The organism is Candidatus Obscuribacterales bacterium (assembly GCA_036703605.1).
Classification (GTDB): domain Bacteria; phylum Cyanobacteriota; class Cyanobacteriia; order RECH01; family RECH01; genus RECH01.
This window is the reverse complement of the sequence record DATNRH010000936.1, coordinates 1-14,901: the sequence shown is the minus strand read 5'-3', so window position 1 is coordinate 14,901 and position 14,901 is coordinate 1. Positions and strand designations below refer to the sequence as shown.

Genomic DNA, 14,901 nt, shown 5'->3' with positions numbered 1-14,901 from the left:
CGGCTAACCCCTTGGTGCAGCTGAAGATTACCGCCAAAACCATTGGTAGCTTGCTGCGCGGTAATGCTCTAGCTCCCTAGAGACGCTGCGTTCAACATTGTCAATTGGAACCCACTCCCCGCGATCGCTCCCCTGTGGACTGCGATCGCGTTTTTTTATGGATAGTTGAGGTGCCAGGATCCTAGAATCGGCAGTCTAGGGTTGGCATCCTAGGTATGCTTCAGCAAGTGCCAGCACTCTTGAGCGATCGCCCAATCTTCCTGGGTTTGAATAACCAGCACCGGCACGGCAGAGTCTGAAGCAGAAATGAGGGCATCGGCAGGACTGTCTTGATTGCGATCGCCATCCAACCTAACGTCGAGGAAGCCAAGAGATTCACAAACAGCGGCCCGTACCTCGGGCGATCGCTCCCCAATGCCCGCCGTGAACACCAGACCATCCAGCCCCCCCAAGCTCATGAGCATAGCGCCTACGTAGTAGCGCAGGCGATGGATATAGACATCCAGGGCAAGCTGGGCCTGCTCGTTGCCGGTGGCGATCGCGGCTAGCACATCGCGCACATCAGACGAAACCCCCGAAACGCCCAAAAAGCCGGATTCGCGATTCAGCAATCGATCCAAGTCATCCACGCCATAGTCGCCTTGGCGCAGGAGATGAATAAGGAGACCAGGATCTACCGAGCCCGAACGACTACCCATCATCAAGCCTTCCAGGGGCGTGAAACCCATGGTGGTATCGACGCTGTGCCCCTGGGCGATCGCCGCCAGGGATGCCCCATTACCAAGATGGCAGGTGATCAACCGCAGACTGTCTAGGGGACGTTCTAGCAGTTGGGCAGCTCGCTGGGCGCAGTAGCGATGACTGATGCCGTGGAAACCGTAGCGCTTCATGCCTTGCTGGGTGAGGGCGTAGGGAATGGGATAGGTGGCGGCGGCGGCGGGCATCTGGTGATGAAAGGCGGTATCAAACACGGCAACCTGGGGCAGATCGGTTCCGAGAATCTCCTCAATCGCGGTGATGCCCTTGAGATTGGCGGGATTATGGGCCGGCGCGAGGGGAATCAGACGGGCGATCGCCGCCTTCACCGCCTCGGTCACCCGTACACTTTGGCTATAGTCCTGCCCTCCATGCACCACCCGATGCCCGACACCATCAATCGCGCTGGCATCGGGTAAAACGGCCTGCTCACCCTGCCAGAGAGTTTCCAGCATGACTTGGGTACCCTCACTGGGAGACGTCTGGAGTTGCCACTGCTGTAGTCCAGCCGCTCCCCGCACCTTCAGATCCACCAGACCAGGCTGGCGACCCCAATCCAGTTGCGCTGTCCACAGGGGTTTAGGCGGATCCCGGGGCAAGGGGGCTGTTAAATCATACAGACTGCTTTTCTGACTGCTGGAACCGGCATTGAGCACCAAGATTTTCATAAGCCCTGGGAAATCGTTGTTGGTCTTGTACCCACTCCTGCAGGCGATCGCCAGCCATTGGAGTCACAGATAGAGTCGGGGAGAAAGCGATCGCTCATGGATTATCCCCCTAAGTGTGAGATGATAATCCCGCGCCGTTCTGCCCCCTAACGAACATTTTGATCGCCTGTTGATCGCGCAGGAAGCGTTCGTCAACAGCTTTGGGCTCCAGCATCGACGCTCTGGATGGGATGCATGGTGCAGTCTACCCACTGCGATCGCCTGTTTGCAAACCTAGGTTGATGTTACGATGATGCCCCGTAGTTTCCAACTGCTCTGTTCCCCCCTGTATGGGCTACTGCTCCTAGCCCTAGTTGGCCTGTCGAACGACCTGTCGCCTCGGATGATGGCCCTGTCGCCACAGCCCATGCTGGCCCAGGCTCAGGCATCGCCGCCGCCCTCGGGACAGACATCACCCAAGTGGTTTTGGGGCATTGTTGCGGTGATGCCCATGGGCTGGCTGGCCCTAGGACTATGGCGCTGGCGACGGGAACAGCAGGTGGCGGTAGCAGAACGCACCCATCCTGATGCGCCACCCTCGGGAGCAGCGATCGCCGCCCAACGCATTGGCACCGTGGTGGCGGCCGATCGAGCTGGACGCCTGGGAACAGCGATCGCCCCGGTTCAGGCGAAGCCAGGTGTTGCAAGGGTTCCAGATGTCGCCACGATCAATGCTGATCTGCCACCCATACCGGAGCGTAGTCATCTCAGCCTAACGCAGCAGGAGCATTGGGCCCATGCCGCTTGGCAACTAACCCCCCAGAATCAAACAGCATTCCAGAACCATGGATCCCTAGCGCTGCGCCTCTACGACGCCACCGATCGCGATCTAGACCAGCAAAATCCCCATAGCCTGCAGCAGTTTGACTGTGCTGGTCAGCAAGAGTATTGGATGCCTCTGCCGATGAGCGATCGCGACTATGTGGCCGACATCGGCTACCTCACCGCCGATGGGCAGTGGGTTACGTTGGCGCGATCGCCCGTGCTGCGTGCTGCTCCGACCCCGGCACCAGCCTCCCTGACTGAGCAACACCACGACGCCGTCCAGCCGGTGATCCACGAACAGCTTTTTCACCTAGCTACCGCCGGTCTAGAGACGATGACCGGCTCCATCGCATTATCCGGGGGAGGGGGATGGATGCTGCCGACCCCGTCGGGTATGGGATGGTCGGGCATTCAATCTGGGGCATCGGGAATTGGGCTTGCCGCCTCCATGCCGCCGGAGCGATCGCGTCGTTTTTGGCTGGTGGCCGATGCGGAACTGATCGTGTATGGATCTACCGAGTCGGACGCCCATGTGGCGGTGAATGGTCAACCCAAACTCCTTCAGCCCGATGGCACTTTTCAATGGCAGGTACCGTTTCCCAATGGGCAGATTCGCTATGCAATTCGAGCGATCGCCGCCGATGGTGAGCAAGAACGCTTGATGCGCCTAGAGTTTGAACGCACCACGCCGACGGATCAAACCCACGGGCAAGACCTAGGGGAGGATCCATGGTTCTAGTAACGCAAAATAGAAGAACGAAGACAGAAGAACGAAAAGGAATTCCAGGAAAAACAAGATTTCCCGCCTTAGCAACTAGACAGGTTACTTTTTTCCCCTAGAGTACTAGTCCCCAGAATGGCAGCGCCCGAGCCAGACTCATTGCCAGCCGCCCTCGTGGGATAGACATATTTTGTAGTGGCCAGAGCTGGACAGACTCGTTATTATATGGACAACGTAAGGGGGCGATCGCCCGCTATTAGGAGTCTCCCATGGCTGATATAGAACCATCGGTTATCCAACACAGTAACCTACTCGGTCGCCTAGTCATCGATAGCAACACAACGGATGATCTAGGGCGAGTGGATCAGGTTTGGCTGGCCCATAAAACCCACCAAATCGTCGGACTTAGCTGTAAATCTGGGCTATTGGGACGCAAACATACAGAATTTGCCTGGGGGCAGATTGAGACAATTGGTCAAGAAAGTGTCTTGGTCAGCTACGTTGCAGGGACTGAAACCCAGCGGCCGCCAGATACAGAACTGATTATTGGCCATGAGGTATGGACAGATGGCGGCAATCGGGCCGGCACAGTTGTAGATTATCAATTTGATGCAGCCACTGGCGCGGTGGTCGATTACCTGTTTGTGTCCAACGGCTGGCGGGGCAGGCTGGATGGCGTTTATCGCTTAAGTCCCACAGCGGTAATCAGTGTGGGCAGCAAGCGCATGATTGTGAACAAGACGGCGGTCGAAGAGCCAGAGCAGGTGTCCGCCGGGTTGGCAGACCGGGTCACCAAGGTGAAGGAATTTCTCAAAGACGATCTGTCTCGGACGAAGGACGATATGAAGGCGGCGCTGGAAGGCACTCAAGCGATCGCTTCCCAGGTGCAGTCTCAGGGGCAAAAACTAGCCGACCAGGCCCAGGAAACGGTTGCCGAGTTGGGCGATCGCCTTCCCGGTGGCCCATCCTCAGCGGCGGCAGATTCAGAGCCCAGTCCTGAAGCATCTAGCACGGAAGAACCTCCGGCAGATTCTTCGGCAGATTCTTCGGCAGATTCTTCGGCAGATGTTTCGACAGAAACCGATCCGAAGGTTTAGACTTGTTAGTCTCAGGTTGATTCCTGGTTAGCGGATAAACCTCGAAGCCCCTCACCCCAAACCCAGAATGGGCGAGGGGCTTTGAAAGCACACAAACTTTCTTGCTCTCCTTCTCCCCTTGTGGGAGAGGGGGCTGGGGGATGAGGGAAAAGATGGGTCATCAGTCCATCAGGCTTGATGCTCAGGCACGCTGCGCTTCAACTAATCGAACTCGGTTGCGGCCGCGTTGCTTGGCGTGGTCGATGGCGGCTTGGGCCTGCTGGATGAACTGGTCGGCATTGATACCTTCGGGGGGATGGGCAATCACGCCACCAATACTCACCTCAACCGTGGTGGAGGTGCTGTTGATCATCAATGGGGTTTGGGTCAGGACCTCGCGCAGGCGATCGCCAAACTCGTGGGCAGTTTTGACATCCAAATCGGGGGTGAGGCAAGCAAACCGAGCAGTACCATCGGTAAACAGCCAGCTATGGGCCGGCTCTTGGCTTTGGAGGCGATCGGCCATAGCCAGGTAAAGAGCCTGCTGATCCATGGGGGTGGGGTTGCTGGCCCGTCCTTCCAGCAGATAGAGGCAAAGGGACGATGGGCTGTCGGTAGACGTCGCCCGCTGCTTTAGCCAATACTGCACGCCTGGAGAGAGCCAGTCTTGCTTGAGCAAACCCGTTCGGGGATCAGCGATCGCCAAGGCGGTGAGTAGATTTTGGTGGGCAGCTTTCAGGGCCAAGCGATCGCGTCGCGCAGCAGCAATTTGGGACTCCCGCTCTTGATCCTTATCTAGCAGTTGTTGGTTGAGGCTCTCCACCTGATGGGTTTGGCGAGATAAACTCCAGCTTCGCCGCACTACGGCTGGCACCGAGACCAAAAGCCCTACCCCAATACCTAGAGCCAGCGTTATCAGTAAAAACAGCGCCAAGGGCCCTTCAAACTGCCAGGGTAAGAAGCTGAGTTCTATCGCCATCGTATTTTGTAGCGCAAACACTACTGCCAGCAACGCGATTGCGATCGCCAGCACGACAAACAGCCGCATAGACTTTACCCGTTACATCTGCATAGTTCTCAGCTTGACTCTACCGTTTTTAGTGCCACTTCGCACCCTCCGCTGGTCTGACCTGAGCGATCTAGGTTGGGTGGTCTTGGCAACGAACCCATGACCCTATCCCCCCTGGCAGCATTGAAATTTAGAAAGGGGCAAGGTTTACTAACACTGTGCATGACTTGGATGAGTCATGTTCAAGCTATGCCCCTAAAAACTTACGAGAATTATTGATGCATCGATCAGTATGGATGGCTCTGGGTACAGCAGCTGTGATGGTATCTGTGTCCTATGGTTGCGCGTCAAGCAATGCTCCCTCGTCTACGACTCCAGACACGTCTGCAGTCAGTGATGCGCCCGAGACCGAGGAGGGCCTGCTCCAAGTCCGCGCCAATGGGGAAGATTTTGTCCGAGAAGGATTTGTGTCTAAGGACGGGTGGGAGATTGGGTTCGACCACGTTTATGTCAACCTGGCCAATGTGAAAGCCTATCAAACCGACGCGTCGTTTGATCCAGAAGTAGATACTACTCTAGAGCCCAACCAAGATGTGATGGTGGTGGAACAGCAGACCGTAGATTTAGCAGAGGGTGAAGCCGATGCCGATCCCATCCTGTTGGCAGAGGTGTCTGCTCCAGCCGGTCGCTACAATGCCCTAGAGTGGACCATGCCAAAAGCAGCCGACGGCCCTGCTGCCGGTCATGTGTTGATGTTGGTGGGCACCGCCGAGAAAGATGGGCAAGTGGTGAACTTCACCCTGCGCCTCGATCAAGAAATGCGCTACGTCTGCGGTAACTTTGTGGGCGATGAACGCAAGGGCATTCTAGAGGCAGGCAGCACGGCGGACTTGGAAGCCACCTTCCACTTTGATCACATTTTTGGAGATGGCGAGGCAGCTTCGGACGATTCTATTAACACCGGTGCCCTCGGGTTTGAACCGCTGGCAGCGATCGCCCAAGGCGACACCCTTGATGTGGATATGACCATGCTGGAGGAACAGCTTTCCCCCGATGACTATACCCGTCTGCAGGATACGATTGCTGGTCTTGGTCACGTAGGTGAAGGCCATTGCGCTCTAGAAGAGATGGCCTAGTACCGCCGTTATACCAATCGCTCTCCAGGAGGGTGACGCGATCGCTCTCTTGGCTTTCCAATCTACGTTGAGGCAACTTTCGATGCATGTCAAACCCCTGCGAACGCTCCTAGTTCCCATAGCCACCTTGTCAGGACTCGCGATCGCCCTTCCCTCCTTGGCCCATAGCACTGCGTTAGACTACACCGTCGCCCCCGCTGTTGCCGTGTCTGCCCTCTATGACACGGGCAAGCCCATGGTTGAGGCCCAAGTGTCTGTGTTCTCGCCCGACGACGTGACCACTCCTTGGATCACCGGCACCACAGATTCCCAAGGTAATTTTATCTTCATGCCCGATCCTGCTGTAACCGGTAATTGGGAAGTGCAGGTGCGACAGGCAGGGCATGGCGAGGTGATTGTAATTCCCATGGCAACGCCTCCATCCGTTACCGAGAATCTGCCCCCATCCGGTAGCGCTGAAACAGCAACGGAAAATCCAGAAGCAGCTTCAGCTCCGGTGGATCTCAGTCCATCTGTGATGCCCATGTCGCCCCAACCTAGATCATCACAATTATCGCCGGTGCAGCGCTGGACGATGATTGGCGCTATCATTTGGGGGTTTGTGGGCACAGCTTTCTTTTTTGCCTCACGCACATCAGTCTCAGATCCAGCAGGCGAAGCGTAATGCATAGCCCTAGTCTTACCGTGATTTATACCTGTCTATGCACCTTCCTGATGGTCTTCTTTCGGCTCCCGTCTGTCTCGGTGGCTATGGGCTAACTGGGCTAGCCACCTGGTACTGCCTACGGCAGATTCAGCGTGATCCGGATGTGAGTCGCAATATGCCCAAAGCATCACTGCTAACGGCAGCTTTTTTTGTAGCATCCTCAATCCACATCCCCATTCCCCCGACCAGCGTGCATTTAGTGCTCAATGGCTTATTAGGAACGGTTTTGGGCTACTACGCCTTTCCTGCCATTTTGATTGGTCTCTTATTTCAAGCGGTAATTTTGGGTCATGGTGGCATGACGGTCTTAGGCGTCAATGCCGTCATGATGGGCGTACCGGCCTTAGTGGCTTATCAAGCCTTTCAACTGCGGCGGTTCTGGCGATGGGGAAGCGATCGCTCTCGATTAGGCATCTTTGCCTTTTTGGCCGGAGCCCTAGGGTTGGGGCTGGCCGCGCTTATCTTCTTCGTGTTGGTGATGACCAATATTCCAGCGGCAATGGATGCCCAAGCCGAGCGAACCGCCATTTATGGTCTCACCCTAGCCCACATACCGCTAATGCTGATTGAAGGCGGCTTTACCGCCATGCTGGTGTTATTCTTACATCAGGTTAAGCCCGATCTTCTAGGTCATCACGGCACACCATGAAGCTAGACATTGATGAATACGCCCACCTGCAATCGCCCATCCATGCTTGGCAGCCACGCTATAAGCTCATCGGGCTAGGCGCACTAATGTTTGCGGTGGCGATGGTGGAAACGTTATGGCTTGTGCCGGTGGTAATGGGGCTGACGGCATTGCTCTACGGCCTGTCGCGGCTGCCTTGGATCTATTGGCTACAGCGGCTCCGCTATCCAAGCTTTTTTTTGCTCGGGGTGATTCTCGTTTTGCCCCTCATGTCTGGGGAAACGGTGTTATGGCAATGGGGGCCGCTGACCCTGCGGCAGGAAGGCTGCTGGGCAGTGGTCTTGATCGTAGGACGGTTTTTGTCCATCATTACCCTCAGTTTGCTGCTGTTTGGCACCGCTCCTTTTTTGCAAACCGTGAAGGCGATGCGATCGCTAGGACTACCTACCACCCTCACCGATATGCTGCTGCTGTCCTACCGATATCTCTATGAAATTGCCGATCAACTGCTGCGCATGAAGCAGGCCATGCGCCTGCGAGGATTTGGCTATGCACCCACAAGACGGATTCCCTTAATACCCCAGCGGCGGGATTTGCAGGTGTTTGCATCCTTAGCCGGAACGCTGTTAATTCGCAGCTATGAACAGTCGGAACGGGTCTATCAAGCCATGCGGCTGCGGGGCTATGGCCATGCTTGCAGTCCCTTAGCTGCACGCGATCGCCCCCGCTTAGATTCCTGGAGTGCGATCGCCACGGGCTTGAGTTTAACCCTGGCGATCGCCCTGGTCGCCACTGAATATTGGATAGGAATGAAGGCATAACGTGATGGATCGTCTCAACTCTCCCACGGTTTCCCTAGCTGCTGAGCAGACTGCAGTAAATAGGTTCGATGAAGCGATCGCGGTGTCCCAGGTGAGTTTTTCCTATCCCGATTGCCCCGATACGCTGCGGGATATCTCCTTTACCTTGCCCCCCGGTGAGCGCGTCGGGGTGATTGGCCCCAACGGAGCTGGGAAAACCACTCTATTTATGCTGCTCTGCGGCTTGCTGCGACCCATGACGGGACAGATCAGCCTCTTTGAGCAGCCGGTGCAGATAGGGCAGTTCCATCCTGATATTGGGCTGGTATTTCAAAATCCCGATGACCAACTGCTCGCCTCATCGGTGTGGGATGACGTAGCCTTTGGCCCCCAGAATATGGGCTTGTCTGACCAAGAAGTAGAGCAACGGGTGAGCCACGCCCTAGCGCTTACGGGCATGACGGCTCTGGCCAACCGGCCGCCCCACCATCTCTCGGGGGGCGAAAAGCGCATGGTGGCGATCGCGGGCATTTTGGCCATGCAGCCTCGGGTGATGATCTACGACGAACCGTCGGCCAATCTGGATTTACGGGCGCGGCGCAGGTTGATTCAATTCCTGCAGCGATCGCCCCAGGCCATGCTGATCTCGTCCCATGATCTGGAATTCATTCTAGAGGTATGCGATCGCGTCTTAGTCATAGACGGTGGACAATTGGTAGCCGATGGCCCTGCTGTTGACGTGATGGGCCAGGCGGAGTGGATGGAGAGCCATGGTCTAGAAAAACCCCATTCCCTCACCCATCGTTGACCCATCTCTATCCCCTATCCCCACAAGGGTAGCAAGAACGTTCACTTGCTTTCAAAGCCCCTCGCCCGCTCTGGGCGAAGGGTTTGGGGTGAGGGTCTTCAATTTTGTCCGTCAACCAGTCCTGATAAACTGAGCATAAACAATTGATCAGATCGATCAGGATGTGACGCTATGACCTATCAAGCCTTCCCCCAGTTCCGATTTCCCCGTTGGAGACTGCAGCGATCGCTGCCTCGACTGCTGGGCTGGCTGCTGGCCCTTGTCATCGGGTTAGGACTGCTGCCTGGAGGGGCGATCGCTGCTCCCGCACCCACCACGGTACATATAGATCTGGGCACCTCGGCAGATGAGCTGAAGTTTGTGCCCAATCACCTAGACTTCCAAACCGGCACACTCTACAAGCTGGTGTTGGATAATCCTAGCCCCGAAAAGCATTACTTCACCGCCAAAGACTTCGCCGATGCCGTTTGGACAAAGAAGGTGGAAGCAGGCAATGTGGAAATCAAGGGTGCCATCCATGAGCTAGAACTGCGCCCCGGCACCCAGGCAGAATGGTTTTTTGTCGCCATGAAGCCCGGGGAGTATGAACTACGCTGCGTGATTCCGGGGCACACGGAATCGGGCATGGTCGGACGCCTAACCGTTACGGAGTAGTTATGGCGTAGGCACCGGTTCGTCACTGGGCTGATTTAGGCGTTCTAGCAAATCTCCTAACTCCTGTTGATAGCGACCGTAGCTAGCCCAATCGCCCTGCTGCAAAGCATTCTGAGCATTTTGGTAGGCCGTGAGGGCATCCTCCACCAAGGCAGGCGGTACGGGGATGCCCGTTGCTACTCCAGGCTCCCGAGGAGCCGACGGGTCAGGACTGCCGAAGATGGCGGCGATCGCTTCGTCTAAGGAGGGTTCCATAACGGTGCGATCGCCATAGGAAATGATCACCCGCCGCAGTTCCGGCAATTCGCCTTGCTCAGCCCGGAGATACACTGGCTCCACATAGAGCAACGATTGCTGAATAGGAATCACCAGCAAGTCGCCACGAATCACCCGTGAACCTTCCTGGCTCCAGAGGGTGAGCTGCTGTGAAATCTCGGGATCTTGGTCAATCCGGGCTTCAATTTGTCGAGGCCCGTAGATTAACTCCTGCTTAGGAAATTCGTAGAGCAGCAGCTTGCCGTAGTTGCTGCCATCGGAGCGCGCTGCCATCCAGGCAATCATGTTGTCGCGGTTGGCGGGCGTAAACGGCAGGATCAGGGTAAATTCAGGGCGATCGCCCCCTGGTAAATCCATGATCACGTAGTACGGCTCCATCACCTCCTGGCGACCTTCATAGATCTCCAAGGGAAAACGCCACACATCTTCCCGGTTATAAAACTCCTCCGGGTTGCTCATGTGGTACACCGCATACATCTGCGACTGAATCTTGAAGAGATCCACCGGGTAGCGGAAATGGGCCTGCAGCGTTTCGGGAATTTGGTCGCGATCGCGAAACAGGTTCGGGAAAATCTGGCGATAGGTATTCAGCAGCGGATCTTGATCGTCCACCACGTAAAACTGGGGCACGCCATCATAGGCATCAACCACCACTTTCACCGAGTTGCGAATGTAGTTGGTATTAGCTTGGAGCACCTGGCCAATAGTGCTGCCTTGAAACGACTGGTTAAAATCTGGACTGCGAGTCACCGGTGCCGAATAGGGGAAGCGATCGCTGACGGTATAGGCATCGATAATCCACTGCAGCCGTCCATCCACAACGCTGATATAGGGATCACTGTCGTAGCGCAGGAACGGCGCAATCTGCCGCACCCGTTCTAGGATCGGGCGATGGTAGAGAATGCGCGACTCGGGGGTGAAGTAGTTGGAAATCAACACCGTGAAGTTGCCCAAATCCAGGGCATAGGCTAGGCGGTGGAACCAGGTGGGCATGGGCACGCCTCCCAAACCATCGTAGCGATTGGCCGCATTCTCCTCGCTGCGGGGATAGTCAAATTCATCGGTGCTGGTGCCGGTGAAAATGTAGCTATCGGTTGTTTCGCCGTAGTACAGCCGGGGCTGGGTAATCTCTAGGCTGGTGTTGGAGACCGGTGGAATATCTTGAATGAGAAATTCGGGTAGGCCATTGCGGGTAACGCGGTTCACCGGACTCATCACCGCCCCAAACCCATGGGTATACTTCAGCCGCTGGTTCACCCAGGTTTTGGCCTCCGTGGGCACGCGGCTATAGTCCAGCTCCCGTGCAGCCAGCATCACCTGCTGGTAGTCGTCATCGAGGGTGTAGCGATCCACATCGACGTCGCTGAAGCGGTAGTATAGACGAATTTCCTGGAGTTGCTGGTAGGTAGACAGCAGCGGGCGATAGTCCCAAAGGCGAATATTTTGCAGGGTGGATTGCTTAGCGGCGATCGCCGCTTGATCCAGTTGATTTTTCACCGGATAGTCTTGCCGCTCCACCGTTTCTAGGTTGTAAGCCTTGCGGGTTAAGTCAATGCTATGGGCAATGTAAGGCGCTTCCTTCGTCAGTTCATTCGGCTTTACGATAAACTCCTGCTGGAACCAGGGGTATAGACCGCTGACTAAGACCAAGGCAAGCACATAGACACCCATGCCAAACACCGGCAACGCGACGCTGCGCTGCCAAAGGGAACCAATGAACAACGCCGCTAAAACCAAGGTGCTGATGCCCATAAACCAATAGGCCGAGAGCCGCGCATGGATATCGGTAAAGCCTGCCCCATAAACAACGCCATCGGCGGAATAGAGCAGCTCGTAGCGCTCTAGCCAAAAGCCCGCTGCCACCGCCAAGGCGATCGCTGCCAGCAGCAGACTCAGGTGAATTTTGGCACCGCCGGTGACCAGATGTTGCCAGCCCCGGCCGATACTCAACTCACCCTTGAGGCTATAGACCGCCACCGCGAGCACCAAACTCCACAGCCCTAGAGAAAGCACCACCTGCTGCAGCCATTGGTACAACGGCAGACGAAAGAGGTAAAACCCCACATCCTGTTGATAGATAGGATCTTGGACGGCAAAGCTGGAAGGATTCAGGTATTGCAGCACCGTTTCCCAGGCGCTGCCGCTGGTGGTGGCGGCGGTGAAGGCCAGAAATAGGGCTAGGGCGATCGCCACCACATTGGGCAACGCTTCACTGCGAGGATTCCAGCGCCCACTTTCCACCAAGACCCGAAAAATGCGATGGCGGGTGAGGTGCATCGCCCAGAAATAGTTGCCCAAGAGCACCACCAGGTAGAGCCCCAACAGCCCAAACCAAAGACCGACCTGCCAGGTGAGCCTCGTCCAAAAAACCTGAGAAAATCCTACAGCTTCAAACCACCATGATTCGGTAAGCACATGCACGAGGCTGGAGGCGCTGATAAATCCAAGAAACAGCGCAATGACAATCAGGTTTGAAACTGATGAATATTTCATGCTTTTTTCAACAATGTCTCAAAGGTAGACAATAGGCGGCTTTGATCCGTCTAGGGCTATTATCTCTCGGAATCTACGGGTTTTCCGCCTTCTCTCACGTTGCTTAACGGAGTTACAGTAGATATGTACCGATCAAGAGACAGCTCTCGCAACATCAGTTGTTGATTGATTCTTATCCATGACCAGGAGGCAACGCCTCATGTCTACTGTTGCAAACCACGTATTTGACTGGGCTAAGGTTGAGCAAGAACTTCAGGCAGCGATCGCTCAAGCCCGCGCCATTTCTAAGCAAGGTAACGATCCCAAGGCCTGCGCTGCCGCCTGGGATGTGGTTGAAGAACTCCAAGCAGAACTTTCGCACCAGCGCCACGATCATCCAACCAAGAGCCACTTTGAGCAATATTGCGATGACTATCCCGAGGCCCTAGAGTCTCGTCTCTACGACGTGTAGAGGCTAGACAACGGACGCTGATCTCATCTCCCTAACGAACTGTCCCACCCCTGACGCTCATCCATCAGCTTAATCCTCCCTCCGGGGAGGGGGGTGGGCTTTTTCGATCTAGGTCAACACGATGCCGGAACGAGGCGGCAGGGTGAGCGTATCAGCTTCCAAGGTGCCGCTGCCGTAGACAACTTGACTAAGAGCCGGTGATCCTAGCTTGGAAAGGGGTAGGGACTGAACCCCATCCGAAGCATTCACCGCCACCCACACCTGTTGCTCGGGCAGCGATCGCTCAAACACATACAGCAGGTCATGGCTATAGAGCGATCGGTAGGTGCCCACCCGCAGCGCTTCATACTGATGGCGCAGGGCAATCAGGGCGCGGTGGCAGTCGAGCAAGCCCTGATCCCAATCGGCGGGGTCAGGAAAACTGCGCCGCGAGTCTGGATCAAAGCCGCCGGGCAGACCCACTTCATCGCCATAGTAGATGCAGGGCGCACCGGGGAACGTAAACTGCAGCAGAGTGGCCAGCTCAATGCTGGGGCGATCGCACCCCGCAATGGTCATCAAGCGCGCCGTGTCATGGCTAGCCAAGCTATTCAACTGGGTGAGCTGAATCTCCCAATCGTAGAGTTCCAACAGATCCTGCATCTTTGCGGCATAGGCGGGGGCATCGAGGGCCGGGTAGGGTTCATAGGCCGGTGCTTCCACATGCTCTCGGATGACGCGATCGCCAGCCGTAAAGGCAATAGTTGGCCCGGTAAACAAATAGTTCATCACCCCATCAAACTGGGTGCCATCCAGCCAATGGCGAGAATCCGTCCACACTTCGCCCACAATATAGGCCTCGGAATTAAGCGCCTTGATGCGATCGCGAAACTCTTGCCAAAATCCTGCTGCTTTCACTTCAAAGGGCACATCTAACCGCCAACCATCAATGCCTTGGCGGATCCAATGTTCTCCAATCTGCATGATATATTCCCGCACCGCAGGATGATCATGGTTGAATTCGGGCAGTGCACGATTGCCGACCCAGCCTCGATAGTTGGCAGGCAAAGAACCATCGTAGGCGGAGAGGGGCCAGGCTTCGATTTTGAACCAATCGACCCAAGGCGAATAGGGGCCATTCTCTAAAATATCGTTGAAAAAATAAAAGCCACGGCTGGCATGGTTAAACACACCGTCTAACACCACCTTCATCCCTCGCTGGTGGGACGCTTGGAGCAACGCATGAAAGGCGGTATTGCCCCCCAAAATTGGATCGACTTGGTAGTAGTCGTGGGTGTGGTAGCGATGATTGCTGGCAGATTGGAAAATGGGCGTGAAGTAGAGGGCGTTAATGCCCAGATCTTGAAGATAGTCGAGTTTTTCAATCACACCCCAGAGGTTGCCGCCCTTATAGCCCTGAAGCGTTGGTTCTGCCACCCATGGTTCGTAGGGGATGGGTTGGACAGTGGCCCAGGGCTGGTCGGCGTTGGCTGGGGGCGTACCTTGGGCAAAGCGATCGGGGAAGATCTGGTAAAAAACCGCGTGCTTAACCCAGCTTGGTGTCTGAATTCCCATGGAGGCTCCTGACGGGTGCTGCACTGTCATGGTACACATCAAGCCTGTTTTTTGCAGCCTTCGTTAGATTGATCCCATGATTGAAGCATTCTATGGACAACCTCATGGCCCGTCAATGATGAAGGAGCGATCGCTCTCTACCTATGCTCAGCGATCGCTCCCTTTGATCGAAAACATCTGGCAGCACAATCTTACCTATCTTATTTATGCGAAACTTCGATAATGAGGGTTAGACGGCAGTTGTCAAGCCTCTCTGGTACATCCTAGGAATCAGGACTTAATGATCGGTGCTGTTGTCTCCATCATTATCGTCGAGCAATCTAAAAATTGTTGTTGCTCCGCCGACCACGATCACATTTGT

Annotated in this window: 14 protein-coding genes; 10 read left to right on the top strand and 4 right to left on the bottom strand. The window is 55.6% G+C overall.

Going from position 1 to position 14,901, the window contains the following annotated elements:
- Window positions 1-209 precede the first annotated feature (209 nt).
- A complete protein-coding gene (locus V6D20_19295; GenBank protein ID HEY9817928.1) occupies window positions 210-1,424 on the bottom strand; it encodes an acetate kinase in 1,215 nt (404 codons plus the stop codon).
- A 289-nt stretch (window positions 1,425-1,713) separates the two neighbouring features.
- On the opposite strand from V6D20_19295, the gene V6D20_19290 reads away from it, so the two are divergent.
- Together V6D20_19290 and V6D20_19285 are read left to right on the top strand one after the other, a co-directional pair.
- Window positions 1,714-2,967 carry a DUF4912 domain-containing protein gene (locus V6D20_19290; GenBank protein HEY9817927.1) on the top strand — a complete coding sequence of 418 codons (1,254 nt, stop codon included), beginning with the start codon at window positions 1,714-1,716 and terminating at the stop codon, window positions 2,965-2,967.
- A 251-nt stretch (window positions 2,968-3,218) separates the two neighbouring features.
- Window positions 3,219-4,046, top strand: coding sequence for a PRC-barrel domain-containing protein (locus V6D20_19285; GenBank protein ID HEY9817926.1), 828 nt, complete (start codon window positions 3,219-3,221; stop codon window positions 4,044-4,046).
- 181 nt (window positions 4,047-4,227) lie between these two features.
- Here the strand turns inward: V6D20_19285 and V6D20_19280 are convergent, their stop codons facing one another.
- Window positions 4,228-5,073, bottom strand: coding sequence for a lipopolysaccharide assembly protein LapA domain-containing protein (locus tag V6D20_19280; GenBank protein ID HEY9817925.1), 846 nt, complete (start codon window positions 5,071-5,073; stop codon window positions 4,228-4,230).
- 281 nt (window positions 5,074-5,354) lie between these two features.
- Here V6D20_19280 and V6D20_19275 point away from each other — a divergent pair, with 281 nt between their 5' ends.
- The 6 genes from V6D20_19275 to V6D20_19250 all read left to right on the top strand — a co-directional run bounded on the left by V6D20_19275 (window position 5,355) and on the right by V6D20_19250 (window position 9,766).
- Window positions 5,355-6,170 carry a hypothetical protein gene (locus V6D20_19275; GenBank protein HEY9817924.1) on the top strand — a complete coding sequence of 272 codons (816 nt, stop codon included), beginning with the start codon at window positions 5,355-5,357 and terminating at the stop codon, window positions 6,168-6,170.
- Window positions 6,171-6,252: 82 nt separating this feature from the next.
- Entirely contained in the window at window positions 6,253-6,834 is a 582-nt protein-coding gene (locus V6D20_19270) for a hypothetical protein (GenBank protein ID HEY9817923.1), read from the top strand.
- Window positions 6,835-6,871: 37 nt separating this feature from the next.
- Window positions 6,872-7,525 carry a cobalt transporter CbiM gene (gene cbiM, locus V6D20_19265; protein ID HEY9817922.1) on the top strand — a complete coding sequence of 218 codons (654 nt, stop codon included), beginning with the start codon at window positions 6,872-6,874 and terminating at the stop codon, window positions 7,523-7,525.
- Window positions 7,522-8,325, top strand: a complete 804-nt coding sequence (gene cbiQ / locus V6D20_19260; protein HEY9817921.1) for a cobalt ECF transporter T component CbiQ — start codon at window positions 7,522-7,524, stop codon at window positions 8,323-8,325. Before cbiM ends, cbiQ begins: the two co-directional genes overlap by 4 nt.
- A 4-nt stretch (window positions 8,326-8,329) precedes the next feature.
- Window positions 8,330-9,112, top strand: coding sequence for an ABC transporter ATP-binding protein (locus tag V6D20_19255; protein ID HEY9817920.1), 783 nt, complete (start codon window positions 8,330-8,332; stop codon window positions 9,110-9,112).
- Between the two features lie 171 nt (window positions 9,113-9,283).
- Window positions 9,284-9,766 (top strand): plastocyanin/azurin family copper-binding protein, encoded by a 483-nt coding sequence (locus tag V6D20_19250; GenBank protein ID HEY9817919.1) that lies wholly within the window; start codon window positions 9,284-9,286, stop codon window positions 9,764-9,766.
- On the opposite strand, the gene V6D20_19245 is transcribed toward V6D20_19250, so the two are convergent.
- A complete protein-coding gene (locus tag V6D20_19245) occupies window positions 9,767-12,535 on the bottom strand; it encodes a UPF0182 family protein (GenBank protein HEY9817918.1) in 2,769 nt (922 codons plus the stop codon).
- A 199-nt stretch (window positions 12,536-12,734) separates the two neighbouring features.
- Here V6D20_19245 and V6D20_19240 point away from each other — a divergent pair, with 199 nt between their 5' ends.
- Window positions 12,735-12,986, top strand: coding sequence for a Calvin cycle protein CP12 (locus tag V6D20_19240; GenBank protein HEY9817917.1), 252 nt, complete (start codon window positions 12,735-12,737; stop codon window positions 12,984-12,986).
- Between the two features lie 108 nt (window positions 12,987-13,094).
- Here V6D20_19240 and V6D20_19235 read toward each other — a convergent pair whose 3' ends face one another.
- On the bottom strand, window positions 13,095-14,540 hold the full coding sequence (locus V6D20_19235; protein HEY9817916.1) for a glycoside hydrolase family 13 protein: 1,446 nt from the start codon (window positions 14,538-14,540) through the stop codon (window positions 13,095-13,097).
- Window positions 14,541-14,616: 76 nt separating this feature from the next.
- Between V6D20_19235 and V6D20_19230 the strand changes: the two genes are divergently transcribed.
- Window positions 14,617-14,763 (top strand): hypothetical protein, encoded by a 147-nt coding sequence (locus V6D20_19230; protein ID HEY9817915.1) that lies wholly within the window; start codon window positions 14,617-14,619, stop codon window positions 14,761-14,763.
- Window positions 14,764-14,901 lie beyond the last annotated feature (138 nt).

What these genes read in the sequence shown, in the direction of transcription:
- V6D20_19285 (HEY9817926.1), top strand. Translation starts at nt 3,219, where the DNA reads ATGGCTGATATAGAACCATCGGTTATCCAACACAGTAACCTACTCGGT.
- V6D20_19295 (HEY9817928.1), bottom strand. Translation starts at nt 1,424, where the DNA reads ATGAAAATCTTGGTGCTCAATGCCGGTTCCAGCAGTCAGAAAAGCAGT.
- V6D20_19290 (HEY9817927.1), top strand. Translation starts at nt 1,714, where the DNA reads ATGATGCCCCGTAGTTTCCAACTGCTCTGTTCCCCCCTGTATGGGCTA.
- cbiQ (HEY9817921.1), top strand. Translation starts at nt 7,522, where the DNA reads ATGAAGCTAGACATTGATGAATACGCCCACCTGCAATCGCCCATCCAT.
- cbiM (HEY9817922.1), top strand. Translation starts at nt 6,872, where the DNA reads ATGCACCTTCCTGATGGTCTTCTTTCGGCTCCCGTCTGTCTCGGTGGC.
- V6D20_19270 (HEY9817923.1), top strand. Translation starts at nt 6,253, where the DNA reads ATGCATGTCAAACCCCTGCGAACGCTCCTAGTTCCCATAGCCACCTTG.
- V6D20_19275 (HEY9817924.1), top strand. Translation starts at nt 5,355, where the DNA reads ATGGTATCTGTGTCCTATGGTTGCGCGTCAAGCAATGCTCCCTCGTCT.
- V6D20_19230 (HEY9817915.1), top strand. Translation starts at nt 14,617, where the DNA reads ATGATTGAAGCATTCTATGGACAACCTCATGGCCCGTCAATGATGAAG.
- V6D20_19245 (HEY9817918.1), bottom strand. Translation starts at nt 12,535, where the DNA reads ATGAAATATTCATCAGTTTCAAACCTGATTGTCATTGCGCTGTTTCTT.
- V6D20_19235 (HEY9817916.1), bottom strand. Translation starts at nt 14,540, where the DNA reads ATGGGAATTCAGACACCAAGCTGGGTTAAGCACGCGGTTTTTTACCAG.
- V6D20_19240 (HEY9817917.1), top strand. Translation starts at nt 12,735, where the DNA reads ATGTCTACTGTTGCAAACCACGTATTTGACTGGGCTAAGGTTGAGCAA.
- V6D20_19255 (HEY9817920.1), top strand. Translation starts at nt 8,330, where the DNA reads ATGGATCGTCTCAACTCTCCCACGGTTTCCCTAGCTGCTGAGCAGACT.
- V6D20_19250 (HEY9817919.1), top strand. Translation starts at nt 9,284, where the DNA reads ATGACCTATCAAGCCTTCCCCCAGTTCCGATTTCCCCGTTGGAGACTG.
- V6D20_19280 (HEY9817925.1), bottom strand. Translation starts at nt 5,073, where the DNA reads ATGCGGCTGTTTGTCGTGCTGGCGATCGCAATCGCGTTGCTGGCAGTA.